This is a genomic window from Priestia sp. SB1 (assembly GCF_038898415.1).
Genome location: NZ_JBBJSS010000001.1, coordinates 603,606 through 627,514, shown reverse-complemented (window position 1 = coordinate 627,514; position 23,909 = coordinate 603,606). Strand labels below are relative to the sequence as shown.

Sequence of the window (23,909 nt, the reverse complement as noted above, 5' to 3'; positions counted from 1 at the left end):
GGAAAGAAAAAGTGAAGAAATGAAATTAAATGACTTTCTTCAAAAAAACAGACTGGCATTTCCTTTCGAAAAATGATATTATATTAAAGTCTGATTTATGTTTATAATGTTTGGAGGGAAAATAGATGCGCGTAAACGTTACATTAGCTTGCACTGAAACTGGTGACCGTAATTACATTACAACTAAAAACAAGCGTAATAACCCAGATCGTCTTGAGTTAAAAAAATACAGCCCAAGACTTAAAAAAGTTACACTTCATCGTGAAACAAAGTAAGCAGTAGGAGTACAATCCTGCTGTTTTTTTTTATAGGGGGGAATTAAAATGAAATCTCATCTGCGCAAAGAGATGAAGCGCGTTCTTAATTTAATTTCTGAAGAGCAGCACGAGGCACATTCAACAAGCATAGCAAATGCACTGTATGAAACTTGTTTATGGAAAGAGGCTAGAGTCATTGCAGCTACGGTTTCAAGAAATAAAGAAGTTAATACGAAAGCCATCATTGAACGGGCTTGGAAAGATGGAAAGAAAGTAGCTGTTCCAAAATGCAACCCGACAACATCTCAAATGGTTTTCTACGAGATTACGAATTTTTCACAGCTTGAAACAGTGTACTACGGGTTAGCCGAACCAATTGTTGAAGAAACGGTTCCCGTTTCAAAATCTTCAATTGATTTACTCCTTGTGCCTGGCGTGGTATATAGCAAGAATGGATATCGTATCGGCTATGGAGGCGGCTATTACGATCGGTATTTAACAGATTATACTGGACATAAGCTAAGCCTTGCGTTTGATTGTCAAGTCGTTTCAGAGGTTCCATATGAATCTCATGATATTCCCGTTGAATATATTTTGACAGAGAAGGAGCTTATTTGCTGTGAATCCGTTTGATGCTGTCATGATAATCGTGATATTACTCATGGCAGGAGCGGGCTACATAGCAAAAGCACTGACAGTATCGGGAGCCTGCATGTCTTTCATCGTAGGAGCGAGCGTTTATATCGGTTTTTCGCTTCAAGGTTTTTTACTCTTACTCTTATTTTTTAGCACTTCTACGTTGTGTAGTAAGTATAAAAAAGAAAAAAAACGCGCATTAGAAGAAAAGCTAGAGAAGCACGACAGGCGAGATTACATTCAAGTCCTTGCTAATGGAGGTGTAGCTGCTGCTTGCGGTTTGTTATATGCTGCAACAGCTTTGCCTGTTTACATGTGGATGTTTATGATTAGTATCTCAGCTGCTAATGCTGACACATGGGCATCTGAAATAGGGTCTCTTAGTAAGAAGCCGCCGTTTTACATTTGGACGTTAAAGAGAGTAGAAGCGGGTACTTCAGGAGCCGTTTCACTTTTAGGTACAGCAGCCGGAGCAGCCGGAGCTTTTCTTATTGCTGCCGCTTGTTATTTTGCTTTTCCATCCGTATCGCTGAGTAGTATATTGCTAGTTGGGTGCTTTGGTTTTATTGGAAACGCTATAGACACTCTTCTTGGAGCAAGTGTGCAAGTTCGCTTTCGCTGTCAAAGCTGCGGTATTGAAACGGAACGGAAAGATCATTGCGGCAAGCCAACCGTAAAAGAAAAAGGAATAACGTTCTTTAACAATGATGTTGTGAATCTTGCCGCTATTTTGCTTGCTGCTTTTACAGGCGGAATCCTTATCCTGCTTTTACCTATATAAGAGCATAAAATGTTCGTCATAGGAGCAAAGTAAACGTAAGGAGGCTTGAAAATGAGACATATTGTATTAGTACTTACGCTTTTAGTTGTTGGAACGCTGGGCTACCAAATGAGATACCGTGTTTTAAATTCGCTGTTTGGAAATTCATTTATCCGCAGTCTAGCTGTTCGTTCATTTTTTAATTTGCCGTTTGTTCGGGATCGTTTAATGAAGCAGGTCTTCCGCTAAGGGCGAAAGATACATAAAAAACACCTTACAGACATGTAAGGTGTTTTTTCGTAGAAAAAGGGAAAATCGTTGCTTTTTTCCTGGCTTTCTGCCATCTTTACATATAGAGAGTGTGAGGAGGTGACTATTTGTCTAGGCAAGATTTTTATTATTTGCAGGTGGCACAGCAATTGCTTGGCCATTCTTCATATGAGCTGATTTCGATGAAAGCTGATGCTTCAGAGCTATGGTTTCAATCTCACTATCGCAAAGATAAGTCAATAATTCGCATAGTCCGCCGTAATTTCAAATCAGTCGTTGAGCAGCAAAAAGATGTATTGTATGCATTACAAAGAGCTGAGAATGTGCGAAAGCAGGGCGGTAAATCAACGCTTACTCTTAACACAATTTACTTTGCTGATTTTGATCCTTTTTATACAGAGCAGTCCTTAGAAAGTGCGCCGAGTCCCTCTAAAGTGAATAGTTATGTTGAACAACTAACGGCAGAGAAAGCAAGCGCTTATGAATCTCTATTCGAACGGCTGGGTCTTACATTAGAAAGCGCAGACAATTTCTCTTCCGAAGAAGAAGCTCAGCAGATAGAACAGTGGAAACATAAAATTGTGCTTTTTGTGCAGAAAAAACAAAGCGAAGAACAGCAAATAGCTGGATACGGAAAGCCTATTTTTACATATATATTTTTAGCGATGCAAATCTTAATGTTTCTATTTCTGGAGTGGAAAAGCAGTACGCAAAATACGCTCACTCTGATTCAATACGGAGCTAAATATAACCCCTTAATTATAGAAGGCGAATGGTGGCGTTTTTTTACACCTATAATTTTGCATATAGGACTTCTGCATTTGCTTATGAATAGTGTAGCCCTGTATTATTTAGGAACGCTTGTAGAGCGGATATATGGCAGCGGGCGTTTTGTCTTTATTTATATATTTGCCGGGTTTGCAGGATCTCTAGGAAGTTTTATATGGAATACGTCTATTTCCGCAGGAGCCTCAGGGGCCATTTTCGGTTGCTTTGGAGCTTTACTGTTTTTAGCAAGAACAAATCCACGCTTCTTTTTTCGAACAATGGGATCGAGTTTCATTGTCATCATTGTGATTAACTTGATTTTTGGATTTGTTGCGCCGAACGTCGATAATGCAGGGCATATTGGCGGTTTGGTTGGCGGATTTTTAGCTGCAAGCATCGTCAGTTTACCGAAACAAAAAAAGCTGTATATTCAGATTCCGGCTTTCATTTGCACACTTTTATTAGTAGGAAGTCTGCTTTTTTATGGATATCATGAGCGTTCTGTTTATCAAGATGAGCCATATGCACTCAGCGTAGCGGCTACGTATCTTCAGCAGAAACAGTATGAAGAAGCAAAAGACGCCATCAAGCTTTTTATTGAAAAAGGGACAAGCAATAGTGACATATATTTTATCAGTGCTAGCGCAGAACTTTATCTTGAAAATTATAAAGAAGCTAAACAGCAATTGAATCAGGCTGTAAAGTATGATTCAACTTTTCATGAGGCGTATTACTATTTAGCTTTGGTGAATATAAAACTGAACGATATTTCAGCGGCCACACAAAATATCGACAAAGCAATTGCGCTTGAACCACAAAGTAAAAAATATGAAAAGCTGAAGCGACAGCTAGAAAATTAAAACTGTTGAATGACGAATTTAATATTTTATACTTTACTATTGTGAGAACGTTTACTAGAATATTAATATGTAGACCTAGCAGTGGGCGTTAAATACGGCCGCTGTTTATGACTGAATGACTGTTGAGTTATCTCAAAATAAATGAATCATATCACCTAGAAAATAGGATAAAGGTGACAGAATGAATACGTTATATGATGTACAACAATTATTAAAGTCCTTCGGCATTTTTATATACGTAGGCGATCGTACTGCTGATTTAGAGCTGATGGAAGCGGAAGTAAAAGAATTATATCAGTCTAATTTGATTGATGTACGTGATTACCAAATGGCAATTCTTTTGCTTCGTCGAGAGTTAAAACAACAAAAAGAGAAAAAGGATGAATGAACATGGATGACAAATGGTTAGTTGGAGTTGATTTAGGCGGTACAACAATAAAAATGGCCTTTATTAATCATTATGGAGAAATCATTCACAAGTGGGAAATTAATACGGATGTGAGCGAGCAAGGCCGTAAGATTCCAACAGATATTGCAAAAGCAATTGATAAAAAGTTAAACGATCTTGGAGAAGTAAAGTCAAGGTTGGTAGGAATTGGTATTGGTGCACCGGGGCCTGTCAACTTTGCAAACGGTTCGATTGAAGTAGCTGTCAATTTAGGTTGGGAAAAATTCCCTATTAAAGATATCTTGGAAGTAGAAACTTCTCTTCCTGTTGTAGTAGACAATGATGCAAACATTGCAGCGATAGGAGAAATGTGGAAAGGTGCTGGAGACGGAGCAAAAGATTTGCTGTGCGTTACGCTTGGCACAGGTGTTGGCGGCGGTGTCATTGCCAACGGTGAAATTGTACAAGGCGTAAATGGAGCAGCTGGTGAGATTGGCCACATCACATCTATTCCTGAAGGCGGGGCACCGTGTAACTGCGGCAAAACCGGCTGTTTAGAAACAATTGCTTCAGCAACTGGGATTGTACGTTTAACGATGGAAGAGTTAACGGAAACGGACAAACCAAGTGAGCTTCGCACAGTGTTAGAACAAAACGGACAAGTTACATCTAAAGATGTATTTGATGCAGCTCGTTCAAAAGACGAGTTAGCTATGCATGTTGTAGATAAAGTTGCCTTTCATTTAGGCCTAGCACTAGCAAACTCTGCTAATGCATTAAACCCTGAGAAAATCGTTCTAGGTGGCGGTGTGTCTCGTGCAGGCGAGGTATTACTTGCACCGGTAAGAGATTATTTCAAACGTTTTGCATTTCCTCGCGTAGCGCAAGGTGCTGAGCTAGCAATCGCTACTTTAGGAAACGATGCGGGAATTATTGGAGGAGCTTGGTTAGTTAAATCCTATTTTGAATAATAAGCATGAAGCTAACTGAGATAAAAAAGCGCTTTGACTAAATGTCAAAGCGCTTTTTTATCATGCATCTTTTCAATCTTTACATATACATAGTGTAAAGGAGTGAAGATTATGCGAATTATAGATATCCAAAAGCCTTACGATTACAAGCGAACCATAAAAGACATACAAACACTTTTGACTTATTATCCCTATGGTTCTCTTGAATGGATAGGGTGCAGCGTGCTTGGAAAGCCGATTCCTCATATTTTAATTGGAAACGGAAAGAGAAAGGTTCATATCAATGCGTCGTTTCATGCTAATGAATGGATTACGACAAATGTTCTTCTACAGTTTATGGAAGATTATTTAGCTGCTCTTCATTATGATCAGGCGTTGAACGGGCAAGATTCAAGAGCTCTTTTTAATCAAATTACGCTTTCTGCAGTTCCAATTGTTAACCCAGACGGAGTAGATCTGGTCTTAAAAGGTCCTAGTGTAGGCGAACCTTATGCGTCTTTTCTTTCTAAAATAGGGAGAGATTTTCCAGATTTTCAAAGCTGGAAAGCAAATATCCGAGGGGTGGACTTAAACAATCAGTTTCCGGCTTATTGGGAAATCGAAAAAAAGCGTAAAGAACCTAAAGCGCCGCATTATCGAGATTTTCCAGGCTATGAATCTCTCTCTGAACCTGAAGCTCAGGCAATGGTAAAACTCGTTGAGCGTCATGATTTTGATTGTGTGATTGCTTTACATACCCAAGGAGAAGAATTTTATTGGGGGTATATGAATGAAGAGCCTGAGGAAGCAGAGGAAATAGCAAGCTATTTTGAAAGGGTAAGCGGTTATAAAGCTGTCAAAACGATTGATAGTCACGCGGGATTTAAGGATTGGTTTATTTTGGAAAAGAAAAAGCTGGGGTTCACCCTAGAATTGGGGAAAGGGATTAATCCGCTGCCTTTATCTCAAATATCGCGCGTATATAATCCGACTAAAGCTATTTTAGTTGCGGCAATGGATTATCTGTCTATTTAAAAAGCCACGCAAAGCATATGCTTTGCATGGCTTTTTTAATGATGTACCGCCGGATAGCCGTGATGTATGATGGTCATCACGGTAAACCATCCGAATACACCGAATGTTAGTACCGAAAAACCAATGCCTAATATGTTTTTATTTCTCAAAGATGAAATAGCTGCAAATACGCCTAGCAATGTTGTTAGTGCAAAAATAATCATAAGACCCACTCGAAGAAACCTCCTTTAGGTAACTTAAAATTAAAGCGCTATCATTAGCTTATCCCTTCAATTGTAAAACTTTTCTAACCGTTTGTCGAGATGAAAACCAATCTTTCTTTTGCTTCTTTGGCTTAGAAAGGTCCTTACTTTCATTTATAAGATGATGTGTGTATGATAATGCATATAACGGAAATAAATTTACACAAGGAGGACACATTATGAACTATCATCGTATACCGCTAGGACCTATTCAAACGAATTGTTATGTCGTTGCTAACGAAAAAAAAGAATGTTTAATTTTTGATCCGGGAGCTCAGGGAGAACAGCTCGTTGAATTTCTCGAAAAACAAACGTATAAGCCATTAGCTATTTTGCTGACACACGCTCATTTCGATCACATTGGAGGAGTAGATGAGGTGATGAATCACTACTCTATCCCGCTTTATGTACATAAAAACGAAAGAGAATGGCTTCATAATAGTGACTTAAACGGGTCGAAATTTTTTGACCTAGGAGAAATTACAGCTCCAGATGCAACCGATATTATTTCATCAGAAGGCAATTTAACAATCGGTTCATTCCAATTTGAGGTGTATGAAACGCCTGGTCATTCTCCTGGCAGCGTTTCATATTATTTCAAACCGGGTAACTTTGTAGTATCTGGTGACGCGCTTTTTGCAGGCGGCATCGGGCGCACAGATTTACCTGGAGGTAATCAAGCCCAGCTGTTAGAAAGCATCGAATCAAAATTGCTGTCCCTTCCAGAAGATACGCTTGTACTAAGCGGTCACGGACCTGAAACAACTGTGGGACACGAAATGGATCAAAATCCTTTTCTAAATGGGTTTTAAGAATACAAAAAGCGATGGAAGCCCATCGCTTTTCTCTTTACTGTCCTGGTGTCATCATAAAAGTTGACCAGTACGTGAACCCCACAAAAAAGACGGTCAAATATGCTCCAAAAACGTAAATGTACATTCTTTCAGACAGCTTTAAATAACTAAGAATTACAAAAAAGCCTGTTTGAGCTAAAAAGAGTAAAGAAGTCTTATGCATGTGACCGAGGTAAAACATTACAGTGAAAATTGCTGTCCAGAACCCCATTACACGGTACATTCGTTCCACGTCCATTTCCTCCTTTATCAAACTTAGTTAGTGTCATGATGAATGTCATCGCTGTGTAAGCACTAGAAAGCACTTATGAAACTATATCGATACTTTTCCATTATAATACATCCTTTCTTTCCTGAAAACGCTATCTTTTCCTTGAAATACGACAGAAGAAAAAAAGTTATACAAAACGTATGTAAAATACTATACAAAAGTTATACAAAACGTGTACAATGTATATAAACAATCTATAACTAAAAAACGGGAGGGTTTCATATGGAAGAAATTAAATTTTATACGTACCCGAGCTGTACATCATGTCGTAAAACGAAAAAGTGGCTAGTGAAGGAAGATGTAAATTTTAAAGAGCGTCATTTATTTAGAGAAACACCTACTCATAAAGAAATGCTTGAACTTCTTTCTATGACAACAGAAGGGATGGATGAACTTCTTGCTAAAAGAAGTCAGGAATATAAAAAGTTAAATGTTGATGTGGACAGCATGACGTTATCACAAGTAGTCAATCTATTAATTGAACATCCTCGTTTGCTTCGCCGCCCCATTTTAACGGATGGCAAAAAGCTTGTAGTAGGTTATAACGAATCTGCACTTAAAAATTTGGTCAAGAAAAAAACAAGTCTTGCGTCTCTAGTTGTGTAAGCATACATGATGAAGAAGCTCAATTCAGTAAATAACGAATAAAACGACAGCGTAGAGTTTTACATCACGTTGTCTTTTTTTACGTAATCGTTTAGAGGTGTACAGAAGTTGTACATCGTGTACAAGGACTGAAGCGAAGAAAAGAAGCGTATACGAAAAAAATTATAAAAATGAAAAAAGAAGAAGGAAAATCTCGAAAAAGGTCGAAATTACTGTTTCTAGGTGTTTTAAGAATCATCTTCATTACAAATAAAGGAGTGATGATCGTTTGACCGAAATTGAACAGTTTGCTACTTACGTTATACGAGATGCATGTGAGTGTCGAAGTTCTGATGTGCATATTGTGCCCCGAAAGAAAGATGCTGTGATTCAGCTGCGAATTGACCAGGAGCTTATTTTAAAGAGGGTTATTTCAAAGGAAATGTCTGAACGGCTCATTTCGCATTTTAAATTTTTAGGGGGAATGGATATTGGGGAGCGCAGAAAACCTCAAAATGGTGCATTGACCACTTCCGTTGATCACTATCAAGTAAATTTGCGTTTATCAACTCTTCCTACTTCTCATGATGAAAGTCTTGTTATTCGGCTTTTGCCTCATCAACAATCTACCTCTCTCAAACATTTATCTCTTTTTCCTGAACATACTAAAAAGCTTATTTCTCTCTTGAAATTCTCTCATGGATTAATTATTTTTACCGGTCCTACAGGATCAGGTAAAACCACTACTCTATATACTCTTTTACACGAAGTAAAGCACCTTTTTAATCGAAATGTTATTACACTAGAAGATCCTATTGAAAAACCGAGTGAAACCGTGCTTCAAGTGCAGGTAAATGAACGCGCAGGGATTACGTATACGACTGGTTTAAAAGCTATATTGCGCCATGATCCAGACATTATCATGGTGGGAGAAATAAGAGATAGTGAGACCGCCAAAATTGCTGTGAGAGCAGCGCTTACGGGACACTTGGTTTTGACAACGATGCATACTAAAGATACAAAAGGATCTTTGTACAGGCTGCTTGAGTTTGGCGTTAGCTTTCAAGAAATGGAGCAGACTCTTGTAGCAGTAGCTGCACAGCGTCTTGTAGAAATTCGCTGTCCGCTGTGTTCGGGAAAATGCCACCCTGCTTGTAAAAAAATGAGGAAGCATCGTCAGTCCAGTATATACGAATTGCTTTATGGCAAGGAGCTTAGCGCAGTGATGAGAGAAGTGAAAGGAGAAAATGCGGATTATGATTATAAGACGCTCCGAGATGTTATTCTAAAAGGAATTGCGCTAGGCTATTTATATCCGCATTCGCTAGACGGATGGGGGTAAAGACAAATAGACAAAAAAGGTGGTCTCTCGCTCAGCAAGCAAAAATTCTTAAGCAGGTCTCCAAGCTCTTAGAAAAAGGCTACACTCTTTCTCAAGCTCTTTCATTTTTGACGTTTCAAGTATCTAACAAAGAAAAAACGGATATTGAAAAATGTCTTGAGCAGTTAAAACGAGGAGAATCTTTGCACGATGCTTTTGTTAAACTTCAGTTTCACCGTGATATTTTAAGCTATTTATATTTTGCGGAACAGCATGGAAACCTTCAATTTGCTTTAAAAGAAAGTAGCTCAATGATTGAAGAAAAAGTAAGGCATCGTAAAAAATTTCAAAAGCTTGTTCAATATCCCGTATTGCTGCTTCTGTTTATTCTTTCCATTTTATTTGTTTTAAGTACGGTTTTACTTCCGCAGTTTGAAGCTCTGTACTTATCCTTTGGAAACAAGCAGTCTTCGTTTATCCTCTTATTTATGCAGGCGATGTCGTTCTTTCCTTTTGTGTTACCTGCAGTCATCAGTATGCCAATCATCCTTTATTTGTTTTATGTGATTTACATTAAAAAATTGCCTCCCGTAGTTCAAATGCAGCTTTTTATGAGAGTTCCCGTTATCCGAACGTTCACACGGCTATTTAACTCCTACTTTTTTTCTGTTCATATGAGCAATTTATTAAACGGTGGTTTATCTATTTATGAATGTTTTGCTCTTTTTCAAAAGCAGGAGCATCATCCGTTCTTTCAAGTGGAAGCTTTTGCTTTTACAGATCAACTTTCCTCAGGAATGCGATTAGATCATATCGTTTCAGCTAAATCTCATTATGAAAAAGACTTGGCTCACGTTATTGTGCATGGCCAGCAGAACGGTGAGCTTTCTCAAGAGCTGTATGATTACAGTCTATTTATGATGGAAAGAATGGAACAATTTATTTTTCGTATTTTAAAATATGTACAGCCGCTTACATTTTTGTTCATCGGAATGGTCATTCTGCTTATGTATATGTCCGTTATGCTTCCGATGTTAGAAGTGATGTCGAGTTTGTAGAAGGGTGAAAGAATATGATTCTAAAAGGTAATAAAGGGTTTACCCTTATTGAAATGTTAATCGTTATGCTCGTTATTACCGTGCTTTTGCTCATTATGATTCCAAATGTATTAAAGCATAATGCGGTTATTAACAATAAAGGCTGCTCAGCTCTTGTCAAAACCGTAGAGGCTGAGGTACAAGTATATGAGCTTGAAAACGGCGAAAAACCAAGTCTAGAAGAGCTTGAAGCAGGAGGCTACTTAAAAGAAGGCACCGTGTGTCCAAATGGTCAAGCTATTCAAATTGACGGTACCGGAAAGGTTACGGCTAGTGGTTCTTCTTAAGCAAAGAGGATTTACCCTCATTGAGATGCTGATGGTTTTATTTATTGTGCAAGTGATGATGTTTTCCATTATCGTAACCATTCGGCCGCTTGTGGAATATTACAAAATCACATTATTCTTGCGACAGCTGCAAAGCGACACGTTTTATGTGCAGCAGACAGCCATGAACCGAGAATCTCCAATTAAAATTAACTTCGCACCGAAGGGAACAGAATATATTGTTTCTGATTCTCGTGCCGTTCTTTATAAGCGCGCCTATGATTCCACCATTCATATCACGTTTGGAAGCGGCAATTCCACGATACAATACAACAAAAACGGCAATATTTCTCAAGCAAAGACCATTTTTATCAGCAGTCAAAAGTTTAAATACAAAGTTACTTTTCAAATAGGTAGAGGGCGTTTTTATGTGGACAAGATGTAAGGGTCAGCAGGGCTATACCTTGTTAGAAATGCTTGTTTCATTTAGCATGCTTTTACTCCTAACCGGTACAATTATTCCTTTGTATGTTCAGATGAAGGAAGAAGAAAAGAAGCAATATGTTTCGTATCAAGCTGATGCTATCTTACACGAAGAACTATTGAAATATAAATATGAAACAGGATATAAACGGCGAGAAAAAATCGTAAAAGAAAACGTTGTGTTTTATCTGAAGTGGAACGGAGAAAGTGCTCAAAAGCTTTGTGTAGAATGGACAGATTCCGCTGATAAAATGAAAAAGAAGTGTGATGTGATGTTGAAGTGAAAAGTGAAAAAGGCTTTACGCTTGTAGAGATGTTAGTCAGTTTTGGTCTTTTTTTGATCATTGTTTCATTTTTCCCCATTATCATTCCGCTAGCTAAGCAAACATATAATCCAGACTTTAGTATGAATGAAATGGAGTGGGAAATTTTTGTGAATCAACTTGCTATGGAATATCGAGAAGCAAAAGAAGTGAGAATTCATGCGACTACGCTTACGTTGAAAATGGAAAATAATCAGATCATCACTTATGAACGATACGAAGACAAGATAAGAAGACGAGTGGATGAAAGCGGTCATGAAGTTGTGCTGCAGCATATTAAGAATATCATGTATGAACAGCAAAAAGAAAGGCTGCTGATTCGTTCAACAGATGGTGTTAACAAAGTTAGAGAAGAAACCATTACGACGTTTTTGATGCTTGCTTATGAAACATAATGAGCAAGGGTTTATTCTCCCGGTTGTGTTGGCATTTTGTGCGCTTTTTCTTCTGTTAGTAGCTCAGCAAACTACTTATTTTGTGACGAAAAGTTCATTTTATCAAGAAGTAGAGCAGAAAAATCGTCTGCAGCATCTTTTAGAAAACGCGGTTGTACATGTAAAAAAAGAAATAAAAGAACATAATAAATCTCCATCTGCACCCTTAGTGTTAGAAACGGGTACGGTTTCATACGACGTAGTAAGTGAAGATGAACAGATGATTATCCTAAAAATAAAGTGTCAAACACTGCAAGGAAGAGCATTGACAGAAACCGCATATATTCAAAAAAAGGACCAGCACATTGTGAAGTGGACGGATTAAGTCTCTTTCTCTCCGGATATAATAGTGCTGAGGAGATGATTATATGAAAACGAATGATTATGTAAAATATATGACTCAGCAATTTGTACAATATATGGATCAGCCAAAAGAAGAGAGGAAAACGAAAAAGATTCAAAAAAAAGAAGAGCGAGCACCTTTTGCGAACAGATGGTTTGGAATGATTCCGCTGTCGTTTATGCTGTGGTACCGAAAGAAAAAAGAAAGATGAGCATATCATATGCTCATCTTTTTTTAACCGGCTTGTGTTTTATTAAATTGACGTGACATCGTTTCGGGCGATATGTAAAATAAGCCACCGTTTATAAACTTAAATAAGATGGTCGGTTCGTACAGCTCTTGAAGCGCTGTTTTTTCGGTCATATATATTTCTGGCAGCTCTTCTGCTGTTTCGTAAAAATGATCAAGAAGCGCTAAGTCTTCGTACCATCTTTCCTGCGCTTTTTCTGCCCATTCAGTCGGTTGAGTTTTAACGTAGTCAGTCACGTATGATGTGAGTCGTGCAATCGCACTTTTCGGTTTAATAAAAGGTGAAAGAGTAAAGCAATAGTCCGAGATTTTAGATGACAAATTTTGATTAATGATTAATTCATGAAATGATTCAATGATTTGTCCGTTAATTAAATTAATGCCAAGCGACAAGAGCTCGTCTTTTTTACGATCACATTTGTACGAGACTTTAATATTTAACGCAAGCCAAGGATGTAAAGGCTGATTTGTTGGCTGAGCTGATGAAACTTGTTCATACAAGTGAATAAATCCGCCTAGCTTTTGAGTAGAAGCGAAAATTTGATGCAGCCTAGGTGAGCCAAAATGAATTCGTTCTCCTTGAACAGAATCATCTTCAAACGCTGGGTCTGTAATGAAAGTGAGTGAAGCAGGATTTGCTTCTCCGCCTGTCTTTTCAACATAATGCCAATAAAATGGACGATTCATCAACTCTTTGTCAAGTTCGATTGTTAATTGAACCGTTAGATAAGATGGTGTTTCTGTGACAATAGAACAATTATTAGCTAGAAAGTAACGCTTTAAAAATTGATGAATATCAGTTTGCTGCATGCTGATCCTCCTCGCTGTCTTCGTATTGAATAATAGACGTCAAGTTCTCCATTTTGATTTTTATTTCTCCTTCACTCCGTGAATGAAATAAAATATCCTGAATATGCTCTTCGATATTTTTTAAATCAAGCTTTGTTAAAATATCATCTAACTCTCCAACAACTCGTTCAAAAAGGTTTATTTTTTCGTATAACAATTTTAAAATATGTTCTTCGACCGTATGTTGAATGGCTAAATTGTAAATGTGAACATCATGTTTTTGACCTAAACGATGGACCCTTCCAATTCGCTGTTCTAGACGCATTGGATTCCACGGTAGATCATAGTTAATGATATGATGACAAAACTGAAGGTTGATTCCTTCTCCGCCCGCTTCAGTGGCAATAAATACTTGCGCGTGGCTTTCAAAAAGCTGCTTCATCCAGTCTTTTTTACCTCGCTTAAATCCGCCTCTAAACGGTACAGAGGTAATTCCATGCTGTTTTAAATACCACTGTAAATACAGTTGAGTTGCTCTGTACTCAGTGAAAATAATGACTTTGTCATCAATTTTTTGAACGAGCTCTAGCACTTTTTCTGCTTTTGCATTTTGCGGTACTTGCTGAAGTAGTTCCATTAACGGAGTAATCATATGTTCCGTTAATGCGCTGTTTTGATCTTCCTGACGTTCCAGCATGTTTTTTAATGTCATATATACCGCTTCGCGGCTGCTGCAGGCCTCTCGCTGCAGAGTTAAAATTGAAAAAGCGCTTGAAGGGTGCAGTCCGTTTCCTTTAAAAGACGTAATCGCATCGTATAGCTCGCGTTCTTTTGGCGAGAATTCAACAGGAATGGTTTGAACAATTCGCTTCGTCCATTCGATACCAGTATCATGGCGGCGATTTCGAATCATAACTTTGTTAACAAGCTCTTTTAAGTGCTCATCGTTTTGCAAAGAGCGTTTTTTAGCAGAAAATAATTCTTCGAAATAGTCTTTATTGCCGAGATGGCCAGGCTTTAAAAGAGAGACTAAGTTGAAAATTTCTTCAATTCGATTTTGAATCGGTGTTGCGGTTAGCAACAGACAAAATTTCTTTTTTAGACTTTGCACAAATTCATAGTTTTTTGTTTTGTTGTTTTTAAGTTTATGAGCTTCATCAATAATGATGAGGTCGTAGTCTTGTTCTAGCACAATTTCTCGATGAGGAGAACGTTTTGCTGTATCAATTGAAGACACAACGATGTCACACTGATCCCACACATATGATTTCCTTTGAGGGACTGCGGGAATATAAAATTTTTGATTCAATTCCATGGCCCACTGTGAAACAAGCGAAGCTGGAACTAAAATGAGAACTTTTTTAACAAGTCCGCGAATCATATATTCCTTCAAAATTAACCCTGCTTCAATAGTTTTCCCCAGTCCTACTTCATCTGCTAAAATGGCTTTCCCATTCATTGTTTCAACTACTTGTTTGGCTACTTCGAGCTGATGAGGAAGCGGCGTTAAATCGGCTAGATGTTTTGGGCTTTGTAGTCCTTCAAATTCTGAGATAAGCGTTTGGTCTTCTATTTCATAGGCAAGTTTATACAAATCCCATGCTGACCAAGGGCCGTCTTGCTCCAATTTAGTTGAGAAGGCTGCTTCCCATGTTTCATCGATGTTTAATTTCACTTTCATGATAAAAATGCTCCTTTGTAAAAAATTTTTATTGAACAAATGATAAGAATCAGGTAGGATAAAAATATATTTAGAAAATTTGAAAAAGAAAATAGATTAGCACTTTACAAATGATTGTGTGAATAAAGATAGATACATCTTTCAGTAGTATGCCCAACTTTACCAACTTTATAGAAGCGAATGACGACACGGGGAGAGACTACTTGAATGTAGCGCCGAAGGAGCAAGCAATAAAATTGTGAATCTCTCAGGCAAAAAGACTCTTGTTTGACGCAGCTCTGGAGAGTGTCTATGCGTTTATAGACCACCCACGAGGCAAACCTATTCGTTTATAGGTAAACTTTCAGGTGAAAAGGACAGAGACTTCCTACTAAATACAGTAGGGGGTTTTCTGTCCTTTTTTGTTTGGATACATAGTGATCCCCACACTATTTGAAAACTCCCCGTTATGAAAAGTTTCACGTGAAAAAGAGGAGGACATAAATATGACAACAGAATTACACAAAACGCCGCTTTATGATATCTATCAAAAATATGGTGCCAAAACAATTGATTTTGGAGGATGGGCTCTTCCCGTTCAATTTTCTTCTATTAAAGAAGAGCATGAAGCTGTACGTACAAAGGCAGGTCTTTTTGATGTCTCTCATATGGGAGAAATTCTTGTGACAGGAGCTGATAGCTTAGCTTTTCTTCAGCATACGATGACAAATGACGTTTCTACCCTTGTAGATGGAAAAGCGCAGTATACGGCTATGTGTTATGAAGACGGAGGCACGGTAGATGATTTGCTGATTTACAAAAAAGCAGATCAAGAGTATTTGCTGGTCGTAAACGCTGCTAATATTCAAAAAGACTATGAGTGGCTTGTGTCTCACAAACAAGGAGATGTAACGCTCGTTAATCAATCTGATGAAACTGCGCAGCTAGCATTACAAGGTCCTTTAGCAGAAAAAGTTTTACAAACGTTAACGAATGAAAATTTAGCTTCATTAAAGCCATTTACATTTGCTGATGATGTAGAAGTAGCGAATGTAAATGCTCTCGTTTCACGTACTGGATATACCGGAGAAGATGGTTTTGAAATTTATTGTTCTTCAGCTGACGCCTCTCACTTGTGGACGGCTATTTTAGAAGCAGGAAGTGAGGAAGGTGTGTTGCCTTGCGGACTAGGCGCTCGCGATACGCTTCGTTTTGAAGCTACTTTGGCTTTATATGGCCAAGAGCTTTCAAAAGATATTACGCCCATTGAAGCTCGAATTGGATTTGCAGTAAAGACGAACAAAGACAGCTTTATTGGAAAAGAAGTGTTAAAAGAACAGCGTGAAAGCGGGGCACCTCGTAAGCTGGTAGGAATTGAAATGATTGATAAAGGTATACCAAGACACGGTTACGAAGTATTTGCAGGTGAAGAACAAATTGGATTTGTGACAACAGGTACACAGTCACCGACATTAAAGAAAAACATCGGTTTAGCGCTATTATCAGCAGAGTATACAGAGCTTGGTCAAGAAGTGGAAGTGCAGGTTCGGAAAAAACGCTTAAAAGCAAAAGTGGTTTCAACACCTTTTTATAAACGTTCAAAGTAAGCTTTTGGGAGGAATTTAACATGTTACATCGCTATTTACCAATGACAGAACAAGATCAGCAGCAAATGTTAGCAGCAATTGGTGTTTCGTCTGTTGATGATTTATTTTCAGATATTCCGCAGCGCGTTCGTTTTCAAGGAGAATACAATATTAAAAAAGCGGCTTCAGAGCCTCAGCTTTTAAAAGAATTAAATAATATGGCTGCAAAAAATGCTCATTTGAAAGAATATTCTTCTTTTTTAGGAGCGGGAGTTTATGATCATTACATGCCGGTTATTGTTGATCATGTTATTTCTCGTTCGGAATTTTATACGGCCTATACTCCGTATCAGCCAGAAATTTCTCAAGGAGAACTTCAGGCCATCTTTGAATTCCAAACAATGATTTGTGAGTTAACGGGGATGGACGTGGCCAATTCTTCTATGTATGACGGAGGAACTGCTTTAGCAGAAGCCGCTATGCTCAGTGCGGGTCAAACAAAAAAGAAAAAAGTACTTGTCTCTGCGGCTGTTCACCCTGAGTCAAAAGATGTGTTAAAAACGTATGCGAAGGGTCAATACATTGAAGTGGTAGAAATCCCTGCAGCAGACGGCGTAACAGATATGATTGCATTAGAAAAAGAGATGGGAAGTGACGTGGCAGCTGTTATTGTCCAGTATCCAAATTTCTACGGACAAATCGAGCCGTTAAAAGAAATTGAAGAAATGACTCATCAAGAAAAATGTATGTTTGTGGTTTCAAGCAATCCTTTATCATTAGGTTTACTTACGCCTCCTGGAGAATTCGGAGCGGACATCGTCATTGGAGATGCACAGCCATTTGGTATTCCAAGTCAATTTGGAGGCCCGCACTGCGGATACTTTGCAACTACGCCTAAGCTTATGCGAAAAATTCCAGGACGATTAGTAGGGCAAACGGTGGATGAAAACGGTAAGCGAGGGTTTGTTTTAACCCTTCAAGCGCGTGAGCAGCATATACGCCGTGATAAAGCGACGTCTAACATTTGTTCAAATCAAGCGTTAAATGCTTTAGCAGCATCAGTTGCCATGACAGCTTTAGGCAAGCAAGGTGTAAAAGAAATGGCGCTGCAAAACTTATCAAAAACGCATTATGCATATGAAGCGTTAAAGGCAAAAGGGGTAAATGTAGCATTTGAAGGACCGTTTTTTAACGAACTAGTCGTGAAGCTTCCTGTTTCGGTAACAGAAGCAAACAATCATTTATTAGCATCAAAAATAATTGGCGGTTATGATCTTAGCCGTGATAACCAAGCACTTGAAAATCACATGCTGCTTGCTTTTACAGAACTCCGTACAAAAGAGGAAATTGACCAACTTGTAAATGAATTGGGGGATCTTCATGCTTAATCAAAATCAATCACTTATTTTTGAAAGCAGTAAAGAAGGGCGAATCGGCTATTCATTGCCGGAGTTAGATGTTCCGCAAGTAAATGCTGAAGAGCTGCTTGGAAAAGCGTATGTCCGTACCGAAGCTCCTGAGCTTCCTGAAGTATCAGAACTTGATATTATGCGTCATTACACCGCGCTTTCAAAACGAAATCACGGAGTGGACTCAGGGTTTTATCCGCTTGGTTCATGTACGATGAAATATAATCCAAAAGTGAATGAACAAGCAGCACGGATTGCTGGGTTAGCGCATATTCATCCGCTTCAAGATGAGCAAACGGTTCAAGGTGCTCTCGAACTTTTATATGATTTACAAGAGCATTTAACAGAAATTACGGGAATGGATGAAGTAACACTTCAGCCAGCAGCAGGTGCTCATGGCGAGTGGACCGGGCTTATGATGATTCGTGCCTATCATGAAGCAAATGGTGAGACGCAGCGAACAAAAGTCATTGTTCCAGACTCAGCTCACGGAACGAACCCTGCTTCGGCAACAGTTGCGGGATTTGAAACGGTAACGGTAAAATCAAATGAACATGGTTTAGTGGACTTAGAGGATTTACGCCGCGTAGTGGGAGAAGATACAGCCGCTTTAATGTTAACAAACCCAAATACGCTAGGGTTATTTGAAGAAGATATTTTAGAAATGGCTGAAATTGTTCACGCAGCAGGTGGAAAACTTTATTATGATGGTGCAAATTTAAACGCAGTATTAAGCAAAGCTCGTCCTGGAGATATGGGATTTGACGTTGTTCATTTAAATCTTCATAAAACCTTTACAGGTCCTCATGGAGGCGGCGGTCCTGGTTCTGGTCCGGTAGGGGTAAAAGCAGATTTAATTCCGTATCTGCCTAAACCAGTGCTTGTGAAAACAGAACAAGGCTATCACTTTGACTATAACCGTCCTCAGTCAATTGGACGCGTAAAGCCGTTTTACGGCAACTTCGGTATCAACGTTCGCGCTTATACGTATATTCGTTCAATGGGTCCAGACGGCTTAAAAGCCGTAACGGAAAACGCTGTGTTAAATGCCAACTATATGATGCGTCGTTTAGCAGAACACTATGAGCTGCCGTTTGACCGTCACTGTAAGCACGAATTTGTTTTATCAGGAAAACGTCAGAAAAAGCTTGGTGTGCGCACATTGGATATCGCGAAACGACTGCTTGATTTTGGCTATCATCCGCCGACTATCTACTTCCCTCTTATCGTAGAAGAGTGCATGATGATCGAACCAACGGAAACGGAGTCGAAAGAAACGCTAGATGCGTTTATCGATGCGATGATTCAAATTGCAAAAGAAGCAGAAGAGACGCCTGAACTCGTACAGGAAGCTCCGCATACAACGGTTGTGAAGCGCCTTGACGAAACGCTGGCAGCGAGAAAACCAGTTCTTCGCTATCAGAAAGAACAGGCTGTTCAAAACGTCTAACAAAAAACCTCGCCCAAAGGCGAGGTTTTTCTATATACATACCATTATTTTTTCTTTTTTACTTTACCGTTCCACATTTTGAAGCCGCCTTTTAAATCATAGATTTCTTTAACACCGTGGCGACGAAGCATTTGTGCTGCACGTCCTGTGCGCATTCCGCTTTGACAATAGATGTACACAGGCTGATCCGGACGAAATTCTTTAATGCGCATACGGAACTGTGAAAGAGGAATATTTCGTGCGCCTAAAATATGTCCGTTTTCGAATTCATTCGGTTCGCGAATATCAACTAGCTGTGCCTTGCGGTAGCCGCTGCGGAATTCTTCTTCAGTTAACGTTTTCATAATGCGACGTTGGATAAAGAACATAACGACAGAGTATATGATGATTACTCCAAGTAAAATGAGTACTGCTGTAATTGGTGACATGCTGATTCTTCCTTTCTTCGACAAAATCCATACTCTTATTATATAAGTGAATGAAATTAGAAGTAAAGCGATTTTGCCTTGAATCTAGCGGATTTCTTCCCCGAAATGAAAAAACTACCACATTTGAATTCACAGTTTTATGTTGCTCTTTGCTTTTCCTTAGCTCAATCTTTTGGTAGACTAAAAAACGGATTTATTTTTATATTACATATAGCTGAGGATGAGGTAGATGAAAGCAAAGTGGAGATTTATTGATTCCAACAACCGTTCGCCTTATTACAATATGGCGTTAGATGAAGCGTTATTAGAATGGCATAGTAAAGGAGAAATTCCACCTACGATTCGTTTTTACGGATGGAACCCTCCAACGCTGTCAATCGGTTATTTTCAAAAAGCTGAAAAAGAAATTAACTTTGATAAAGTAAAAGAATTAGGATTAGGCTTTGTGAGACGTCCAACGGGCGGCAGGGGCGTGCTTCATGATGAAGAGCTTACTTACAGCGTCATTGTATCTGAAGAGTATCCTAATATGCCTAAGACAGTTACAGAGGCATATCGCGTCATCTCTGAAGGTTTACTGGAAGGATTTCGTTCGTTAGGGCTCGAGGCTTATTTTGCTATTCCTCGTTCAGAAGAAGAAAAAAATAGCTTAAAAAACCCTCGTTCGTCCGTGTGCTTTGATGCTCCTTCTTGGTATGAACTTGTTGTAGAGGGCCGCAAAATTGCTGGAAGTGCCCAAACTAGACAAAAAGGAGTTATTCTACAGCACGGCTCTATTCTGTTAGAGATTGATGAAGATAAATTATTCAGCGTGTTTAATTATCCAAATGACCGCGTGAAAGAAAGAATGCAGCGCGCATTTCGTTCTAAAGCGGTAGCCATCAATGCAATTGCGGGCCGCAAAATTTCTATCGAAGAAGCAAAAGAAGCGTTTTATAAAGGATTTGCTTCTGCTCTTGATATCGATTTAGAACCGTATACACTATCTGAAGAAGAGGAAGCATATGTAGAAGAACTAGCGCGCACAAAGTACGGATCGGATGAATGGAACTTTAAGCGCTAAACGAATGCGGATGGTAAATAGATAAAAGTGCAACTTCTTATAAGTTGCACTTTTTATTGGAATTTTTAGAAACAATGCTGGGCTAATAGAATACATAGGGAAGAAAAGTCAAACACTTTTTTTACGAAAAAAAAAATATTTCACTTGACACCCTTCTATATGTAGATGTTTGGAGAAGTGTCAAATACTATATATTGAATTCGTCCAAGCCGTGTGGTAAGTTATTGATAGTTGATTGAAAAACTCTATTTCCTTTAAAAGGAAATAGAGTTAATAAATTTATAGATGTTCGATAGGTAAGGAGTTGTGAGAATGACTGTTTTGTTAAATCAAAAAGTGAATATGAATGTTGAAAAGCTCAATTCAGATATTGAACGCTTTCCGCAAGTACATCCGATTACACCGGATATGAAGTTAACTCATAAAGGTGTTTCAAGATTGGTAATGTTAGACCGCTATGCGTTTAAAGATACGGAAAAATTAACGTTATCAGAAGGAGATTTTGTTGTTCTAACTGTAAAGGAAGACCCAAAATTTCCAGCACGAGGACTTGGCTATGTGGAAAGCATTAATTTTGAGCAAAAAACCGCTGTTGTCAAGGTAGAAGATGAGTTTAGAGGAGCTTTATCACCTGAAGAAGCAGAAAATGGGTTAATTACTCGTTCTTTAGATGTCATTGAAAAACCTCTAGAGGTCTTCTATGAGCAAATTGCAAAACGTAATGCAACAGGCTTAGCTTCTGTGGAAAAAACAGAAGAAAAGCGCAAAGAGTGGTTTGAAAAGTTCTATCAAGAGCTTGTTCAGCTAAACTTTGTACCCGCTGGCCGCGTTCTTTATGGTGCAGGTGCTGACACGGACGTAACTTACTTTAACTGTTACGTAATGCCTTATGTAAAAGATTCACGCGAAGGTATTTCAGAACACCGCAAACAAGTAATGGAAATCATGAGCCGCGGAGGCGGTGTTGGAACTAATGGTTCAACTCTTCGCCCGCGCAACACGCTGGCTCGCGGTGTAAACGGCAAATCATCTGGTTCGGTTTCATGGTTGGATGATATTGCTAAACTGACGCATCTTGTTGAGCAAGGTGGGTCGCGTCGTGGGGCTCAAATGATCATGCTTGCCGACTGGCATCCTGACATTGTAGAGTTTATTATTTCTAAAATGCAAAACCCTCGCATTTTACGTTTCTTAATTGAAAACACAAATGACGAAATGATTAAAAAGCACGCTCAAGATAAATTGAAGTTCACGCCGCTAACAGAGTCTGAAGAAGCAATGTACCAAGGAATCATTAACTATAAACAAATTCCTGGTCTTGGTGGGTTCAGTGAAAAAATCATTAAAGATGCAGAAGAAAAGCTGCAAACAGGCGGAACGTACAGCGTTCATAACTCAGAGTTTTTAACAGGAGCAAACATTTCTGTATGCTTAACAAAAGATTTTATGGATGCTGTTGAAAACGACGGTGAATACGAACTTCGCTTCCCAGACGTAGAAAGCTATTCAAAAGAAGAAATGGCTAACTACAATGAAAACTGGCACGAAGTAGGCGACGTGCGCGAGTGGGCAAAACAAGGAAACAAAGTTCGTACGTACCGTACTATCCGTGCAAAAGAGCTATGGAACTTAATTAATATTTGTGCAACGTACTCAGCTGAACCAGGCATTTTCTTCTTCGACAATGCCAATGACATGACAAATGCTCAAGCATATGGTCAGCACGTTGTTGCAACGAATCCATGTGGTGAACAACCACTTGCACCATTCTCTGTTTGTAACTTAGCTGCTGTTAACTTAGCGCAAATGGCAGATAAAGAAACAAAAACAGTTAACTTTGAAAAGCTACGTCAAACGGTTGAAACGGGCGTTAGAATGCAAGATAACGTTATTGATGCAACTCCTTATTTCTTAGAAGAAAACCAAAAGCAAGCGCTTGGCGAACGCCGCGTTGGTCTTGGTGTAATGGGTCTTCACGATCTTCTTATTTATTGTGAAACAGAATACGGCTCTGACAAAGGCAATGAGTTAGTAGATAAAGTGTTTGAAACAATTGCCACGACGGCTTACCGCGCGTCTGTAGAGCTTGGAAAAGAAAAAGGAAGCTTCCCGTTCTTAGTGGGCGAAACAGATGCTGAAACGGCTTCTTTACGTGAAGCATTCACAAATACAGGCTTCATGAAAAAAATGCCTGAAGATATTCGTGAAAACATTAAAGAGCACGGTATCCGAAACTCTCATTTATTAACAGTAGCGCCAACTGGCAGTACTGGAACAATGGTTGGAGTATCAACGGGTCTTGAACCTTATTTCTCATTCTCATACTTCCGAAGCGGTCGTTTGGGTAAGTTTATTGAAGTGAAAGCTGATATCGTTCAAGAGTATTTAGATCAGCATCCAGAAGCAGATCCAAACAATCTTCCTGAATGGTTCATTTCAGCTATGGAACTTGCACCACAAGCTCACGCGGACGTGCAATGTGTGATTCAGCGCTGGATTGATAGCTCAATTAGTAAAACAGTAAACGCTCCTCGTGGTTACACGGTAGAGCAAGTTCAAAAAGTGTACGAGCGTCTGTATAAAGGCGGAGCAAAAGGCGGTACGGTGTACGTAGACGGAAGCCGTGATGCACAAGTCTTAACGCTAAAAGCAGAAGAAAATACGTTTGATGAAGAAATTGAAGCGCCAAAAGAAGAAACAAAACCACACGTTGTGTTAGTTGATACAATTAATGAAATTCGTTCAACTGATGTAACAATCGGTTCTGAAGTAGGTAATACGTGTCCGGTTTGCCGTCAAGGAACGGTAGAGGAAATGGGCGGATGCAACACATGTACAAACTGTGGTGCACAGCTGAAATGCGGCCTTTAATTTTTAATCATGATTGACTAGTAAAAGCTGACTCAAGTGAGTCGGCTTTTATTATGTATGAAAATGGGGCATAAATAAGAAGCGGGAGAGAACGGTTCTTGTATTTGAATAAGCATTGTAGTATGATTTTAATTGAATGTCTTTTATCCAGTTTTATCTTATGACATCGCTTTATTTACACGTTTTTTTTCACATAGATTATCAAACATGAACACGATATCACTATAAGAAACAGACATTTATGACTTATTATTAGCAATA

Annotated in this window: 28 protein-coding genes and 1 riboswitch; of the genes, 23 read left to right on the top strand and 5 right to left on the bottom strand. The window is 38.9% G+C overall.

The window, feature by feature from the left end; translation table 11 throughout:
• Positions 1-125 precede the first annotated feature (125 nt).
• The 8 genes from rpmG to WKH56_RS03200 all read left to right on the top strand — a co-directional run bounded on the left by rpmG (position 126) and on the right by WKH56_RS03200 (position 5,924).
• The gene (rpmG, locus tag WKH56_RS03235; protein WP_013059189.1) at positions 126-275 is read left to right on the top strand and encodes a 50S ribosomal protein L33; all 150 of its coding nucleotides are present in this window, start codon (positions 126-128) and stop codon (positions 273-275) included.
• A gap of 48 nt (positions 276-323) precedes the next feature.
• Complete coding sequence (locus WKH56_RS03230; RefSeq protein WP_310884105.1) at positions 324-890, top strand: 5-formyltetrahydrofolate cyclo-ligase; 567 nt, start codon at positions 324-326, stop codon at positions 888-890.
• Positions 877-1,674 carry a DUF92 domain-containing protein gene (locus tag WKH56_RS03225; protein ID WP_047749836.1) on the top strand — a complete coding sequence of 266 codons (798 nt, stop codon included), beginning with the start codon at positions 877-879 and terminating at the stop codon, positions 1,672-1,674. Before WKH56_RS03230 ends, WKH56_RS03225 begins: the two co-directional genes overlap by 14 nt.
• Before the next feature lie 51 nt (positions 1,675-1,725).
• A complete protein-coding gene (locus tag WKH56_RS03220) occupies positions 1,726-1,902 on the top strand; it encodes a hypothetical protein (protein WP_013059186.1) in 177 nt (58 codons plus the stop codon).
• A gap of 128 nt (positions 1,903-2,030) precedes the next feature.
• Positions 2,031-3,551 carry a rhomboid family protein gene (locus WKH56_RS03215; RefSeq protein ID WP_221832010.1) on the top strand — a complete coding sequence of 507 codons (1,521 nt, stop codon included), beginning with the start codon at positions 2,031-2,033 and terminating at the stop codon, positions 3,549-3,551.
• 181 nt (positions 3,552-3,732) lie between these two features.
• Positions 3,733-3,939: a YqgQ family protein gene (locus WKH56_RS03210; protein ID WP_028411617.1), complete on the top strand. Its 207-nt coding sequence runs from the start codon at positions 3,733-3,735 to the stop codon at positions 3,937-3,939.
• A 2-nt stretch (positions 3,940-3,941) separates the two neighbouring features.
• Positions 3,942-4,910, top strand: a complete 969-nt coding sequence (locus WKH56_RS03205; protein ID WP_013059183.1) for an ROK family glucokinase — start codon at positions 3,942-3,944, stop codon at positions 4,908-4,910.
• 111 nt (positions 4,911-5,021) lie between these two features.
• Entirely contained in the window at positions 5,022-5,924 is a 903-nt protein-coding gene (locus WKH56_RS03200; protein WP_243495162.1) for a M14 family metallopeptidase, read from the top strand.
• Between the two features lie 35 nt (positions 5,925-5,959).
• Here WKH56_RS03200 and WKH56_RS03195 read toward each other — a convergent pair whose 3' ends face one another.
• The gene (locus tag WKH56_RS03195; protein WP_028411614.1) at positions 5,960-6,136 is read right to left on the bottom strand and encodes a DUF2759 domain-containing protein; all 177 of its coding nucleotides are present in this window, start codon (positions 6,134-6,136) and stop codon (positions 5,960-5,962) included.
• A gap of 209 nt (positions 6,137-6,345) precedes the next feature.
• On the opposite strand from WKH56_RS03195, the gene WKH56_RS03190 reads away from it, so the two are divergent.
• The gene (locus WKH56_RS03190) at positions 6,346-6,978 is read left to right on the top strand and encodes an MBL fold metallo-hydrolase (RefSeq protein ID WP_310884104.1); all 633 of its coding nucleotides are present in this window, start codon (positions 6,346-6,348) and stop codon (positions 6,976-6,978) included.
• Between the two features lie 37 nt (positions 6,979-7,015).
• On the opposite strand, the gene WKH56_RS03185 is transcribed toward WKH56_RS03190, so the two are convergent.
• Positions 7,016-7,252: a DUF2626 domain-containing protein gene (locus WKH56_RS03185; protein ID WP_013059179.1), complete on the bottom strand. Its 237-nt coding sequence runs from the start codon at positions 7,250-7,252 to the stop codon at positions 7,016-7,018.
• 261 nt (positions 7,253-7,513) lie between these two features.
• Here WKH56_RS03185 and WKH56_RS03180 point away from each other — a divergent pair, with 261 nt between their 5' ends.
• The 9 genes from WKH56_RS03180 (at position 7,514) to WKH56_RS03140 (ending at position 12,354) form a co-directional block, all read left to right on the top strand.
• Entirely contained in the window at positions 7,514-7,897 is a 384-nt protein-coding gene (locus WKH56_RS03180; protein WP_028411612.1) for a Spx/MgsR family RNA polymerase-binding regulatory protein, read from the top strand.
• Between the two features lie 268 nt (positions 7,898-8,165).
• Positions 8,166-9,218, top strand: coding sequence for a competence type IV pilus ATPase ComGA (gene comGA, locus WKH56_RS03175; RefSeq protein ID WP_028411611.1), 1,053 nt, complete (start codon positions 8,166-8,168; stop codon positions 9,216-9,218).
• Positions 9,209-10,255: a competence type IV pilus assembly protein ComGB gene (gene comGB / locus WKH56_RS03170; RefSeq protein WP_033579696.1), complete on the top strand. Its 1,047-nt coding sequence runs from the start codon at positions 9,209-9,211 to the stop codon at positions 10,253-10,255. The genes comGA and comGB overlap by 10 nt, the downstream gene beginning before the upstream one ends.
• 14 nt (positions 10,256-10,269) lie before the next feature.
• Complete coding sequence (gene comGC / locus WKH56_RS03165) at positions 10,270-10,581, top strand: competence type IV pilus major pilin ComGC (protein WP_049166200.1); 312 nt, start codon at positions 10,270-10,272, stop codon at positions 10,579-10,581.
• Complete coding sequence (gene comGD, locus WKH56_RS03160) at positions 10,568-11,005, top strand: competence type IV pilus minor pilin ComGD (protein WP_033579697.1); 438 nt, start codon at positions 10,568-10,570, stop codon at positions 11,003-11,005. The genes comGC and comGD overlap by 14 nt, the downstream gene beginning before the upstream one ends.
• Positions 10,989-11,327 carry a type II secretion system protein gene (locus WKH56_RS03155; RefSeq protein ID WP_033579698.1) on the top strand — a complete coding sequence of 113 codons (339 nt, stop codon included), beginning with the start codon at positions 10,989-10,991 and terminating at the stop codon, positions 11,325-11,327. The genes comGD and WKH56_RS03155 overlap by 17 nt, the downstream gene beginning before the upstream one ends.
• Complete coding sequence (gene comGF / locus WKH56_RS03150) at positions 11,324-11,761, top strand: competence type IV pilus minor pilin ComGF (RefSeq protein WP_048019759.1); 438 nt, start codon at positions 11,324-11,326, stop codon at positions 11,759-11,761. Before WKH56_RS03155 ends, comGF begins: the two co-directional genes overlap by 4 nt.
• Complete coding sequence (gene comGG / locus WKH56_RS03145) at positions 11,751-12,125, top strand: competence type IV pilus minor pilin ComGG (protein ID WP_033579700.1); 375 nt, start codon at positions 11,751-11,753, stop codon at positions 12,123-12,125. Before comGF ends, comGG begins: the two co-directional genes overlap by 11 nt.
• 43 nt (positions 12,126-12,168) lie before the next feature.
• Positions 12,169-12,354 (top strand): YqzE family protein, encoded by a 186-nt coding sequence (locus WKH56_RS03140; protein WP_013059170.1) that lies wholly within the window; start codon positions 12,169-12,171, stop codon positions 12,352-12,354.
• A 23-nt stretch (positions 12,355-12,377) separates the two neighbouring features.
• On the opposite strand, the gene WKH56_RS03135 is transcribed toward WKH56_RS03140, so the two are convergent.
• Together WKH56_RS03135 and WKH56_RS03130 are read right to left on the bottom strand one after the other, a co-directional pair.
• Complete coding sequence (locus WKH56_RS03135) at positions 12,378-13,202, bottom strand: YqhG family protein (RefSeq protein WP_048019760.1); 825 nt, start codon at positions 13,200-13,202, stop codon at positions 12,378-12,380.
• Positions 13,189-14,862, bottom strand: coding sequence for a DEAD/DEAH box helicase (locus WKH56_RS03130; RefSeq protein ID WP_014458233.1), 1,674 nt, complete (start codon positions 14,860-14,862; stop codon positions 13,189-13,191). The genes WKH56_RS03135 and WKH56_RS03130 overlap by 14 nt, the downstream gene beginning before the upstream one ends.
• A 180-nt stretch (positions 14,863-15,042) precedes the next feature.
• Positions 15,043-15,135, top strand: a riboswitch (glycine riboswitch).
• A gap of 212 nt (positions 15,136-15,347) precedes the next feature.
• Here WKH56_RS03130 and gcvT point away from each other — a divergent pair.
• Genes gcvT through gcvPB form a run of 3 tightly spaced genes read left to right on the top strand, consistent with a single transcriptional unit; the run spans position 15,348 to position 19,286 of the window.
• A complete protein-coding gene (gcvT, locus tag WKH56_RS03125) occupies positions 15,348-16,448 on the top strand; it encodes a glycine cleavage system aminomethyltransferase GcvT (RefSeq protein WP_048019761.1) in 1,101 nt (366 codons plus the stop codon).
• A 20-nt stretch (positions 16,449-16,468) separates the two neighbouring features.
• Entirely contained in the window at positions 16,469-17,815 is a 1,347-nt protein-coding gene (gene gcvPA / locus WKH56_RS03120; protein WP_310884103.1) for an aminomethyl-transferring glycine dehydrogenase subunit GcvPA, read from the top strand.
• Positions 17,808-19,286: an aminomethyl-transferring glycine dehydrogenase subunit GcvPB gene (gene gcvPB, locus WKH56_RS03115; RefSeq protein WP_028411605.1), complete on the top strand. Its 1,479-nt coding sequence runs from the start codon at positions 17,808-17,810 to the stop codon at positions 19,284-19,286. Before gcvPA ends, gcvPB begins: the two co-directional genes overlap by 8 nt.
• A gap of 44 nt (positions 19,287-19,330) precedes the next feature.
• Here the strand turns inward: gcvPB and WKH56_RS03110 are convergent, their stop codons facing one another.
• The gene (locus WKH56_RS03110) at positions 19,331-19,714 is read right to left on the bottom strand and encodes a rhodanese-like domain-containing protein (protein ID WP_049166196.1); all 384 of its coding nucleotides are present in this window, start codon (positions 19,712-19,714) and stop codon (positions 19,331-19,333) included.
• Between the two features lie 229 nt (positions 19,715-19,943).
• Here WKH56_RS03110 and WKH56_RS03105 point away from each other — a divergent pair, with 229 nt between their 5' ends.
• Complete coding sequence (locus tag WKH56_RS03105) at positions 19,944-20,777, top strand: lipoate--protein ligase family protein (protein ID WP_013085005.1); 834 nt, start codon at positions 19,944-19,946, stop codon at positions 20,775-20,777.
• A gap of 312 nt (positions 20,778-21,089) precedes the next feature.
• A complete protein-coding gene (locus WKH56_RS03100; RefSeq protein ID WP_221778860.1) occupies positions 21,090-23,648 on the top strand; it encodes a vitamin B12-dependent ribonucleotide reductase in 2,559 nt (852 codons plus the stop codon).
• Positions 23,649-23,909 lie beyond the last annotated feature (261 nt).